The following is a 1930-nucleotide window of genomic DNA, read 5'->3' as shown; positions in this document are numbered from 1 at the left end:
GTGCTCGGCCTGCTGCGCGACTCCTACTGCCGCACGGTCGGCAGCGAGTACATGCACCTGCAGGACCCGCGGCAGCGCCGCTGGCTGCAGGAGCGCCTCGAGTCCGGCTACGCCAAGACGCCGCGCGAGGACCAGCTGCGGATCCTGCGCCGCCTCAACGCGGCGGAGGCCTTCGAGACCTTCCTGCAGACCAAGTACGTCGGCCAGAAGCGGTTCTCGCTCGAGGGCGGCGAGTCGGTCATCGCCCTGCTCGACGCCATCCTGTCCAAGGCCGCGAACAACGGTCTCGACGAGGTCGGCATCGGCATGGCCCACCGTGGCCGGCTGAACATCCTGGCCAACATCGCCGGCAAGTCCTACGGGCAGATCTTCCGCGAGTTCGAGGGCAACCAGGACCCGAAGTCGGTCCAGGGCTCGGGCGACGTCAAGTACCACCTGGGCACCGAGGGCACGTTCACCGCCGAGTCCGGCGCGACGACCGCGGTGTACCTGGCGGCCAACCCGTCGCACCTCGAGGCGGTGGACCCGGTGCTCGAGGGCATCGTCCGCGCCAAGCAGGACCGCATCGACCTGGGCGGCGACGGCTTCTCCGTGCTGCCGATCCTCATCCACGGCGACGCGGCCTTCGCCGGCCAGGGCGTCGTGTTCGAGACGCTCAACCTGGCGCAGCTGCGCGGGTACCGCACCGGCGGCACCATCCACGTGATCATCAACAACCAGGTCGGCTTCACCACGGGCCCCTCGTCGTCGCGCTCCTCGCAGTACGCGACCGACGTGGCCAAGGGCCTGCAGGTGCCGATCTTCCACGTCAACGGGGACGACCCGGAGGCGTGCGTGCGGGTGGCCGAGCTGGCGTTCGAGTACCGCGAGCAGTTCGACCGCGACGTCATCATCGACATGGTCTGCTACCGCCGCCGCGGTCACAACGAGGGCGACGACCCCTCGATGACGCAGCCGCTGATGTACAACCTCATCGAGGCCAAGCGCTCGGTCCGCAAGCTCTACACCGAGACGCTCGTGGCGCGCGGGGACCTCACGATCTCCGACGCCGAGCAGGCGCTGCAGGACTACCAGTCGCAGCTGGAGCGCGTGTTCGCCGAGACGCGGGAGGACGGCTACGCGCCGACCCCGCCCGAGGCCGAGGCCGTCAAGGGCCTCGAGCGCCCGGAGTCGCAGCTCGAGGACGCGGGCGTCATGGTCGGCTGGAAGACCGCCGTCGACGCCGGCACGCTSSAGCGCATCGGTCGCGCCCACGTGCGTCCGCCCGAGGGCTTCACGGTSCACCCGAAGCTGGCGCAGCTSCTGGCCAAGCGCGAGGCGATGACCCGCGAGGGCGGCATCGACTGGGGCTACGGCGAGCTGCTGGCGTTCGGGTCGCTGCTGGTCGAGGGCACGCCTGTCCGGCTCGCCGGGCAGGACTCGCGCCGCGGCACCTTCGTGCAGCGCCACGCCGTCATGCACGACCGCGAGACCGGTGCCGAGTGGACGCCGCTGCTGTACCTGTCGCAGGACCAGGCCAAGTTCTGGGTCTACGACTCGTCGCTCTCGGAGTACGCGGCCCTCGGGTTCGAGTACGGGTACTCGGTCGAGCGCCCGGACGCGCTGGTGCTGTGGGAGGCGCAGTTCGGCGACTTCGTCAACGGCGCGCAGACGATCATCGACGAGTTCATCTCGTCCGCCGAGCAGAAGTGGGCCCAGCGGTCCTCCGTCGTGCTCCTCCTGCCGCACGGGTACGAGGGCCAGGGGCCCGACCACTCGTCGGCCCGCATCGAGCGGTTCCTGCAGCTCGCGGCCGAGGAGAACATGACGATCGCGCAGCCGTCGACGCCCGCGTCGCACTTCCACCTGCTGCGCCGTCAGGCGTACGCCCGCCCGCGCCGTCCGCTGGTGGTGTTCACGCCGAAGTCGATGCTGCGCCTCAAGGCCGCGT

The 1930-nt window shown here is 70.4% G+C and carries 1 protein-coding gene; it reads left to right on the top strand.

Translation table 11 applies throughout. The features are described from left to right. Positions 1-1930: multifunctional oxoglutarate decarboxylase/oxoglutarate dehydrogenase thiamine pyrophosphate-binding subunit/dihydrolipoyllysine-residue succinyltransferase subunit (locus tag ACXJKG_RS20860; RefSeq protein ID WP_456847630.1), on the top strand; the 1930-nt coding region annotated here is incomplete at both ends.

The sequence above is a fragment of the Cellulomonas sp. P5_C6 genome (assembly GCF_054049635.1).
Note: the sequence above shows the minus strand (reverse complement) of the source record. Positions and strands in the feature narration are given on the sequence as shown.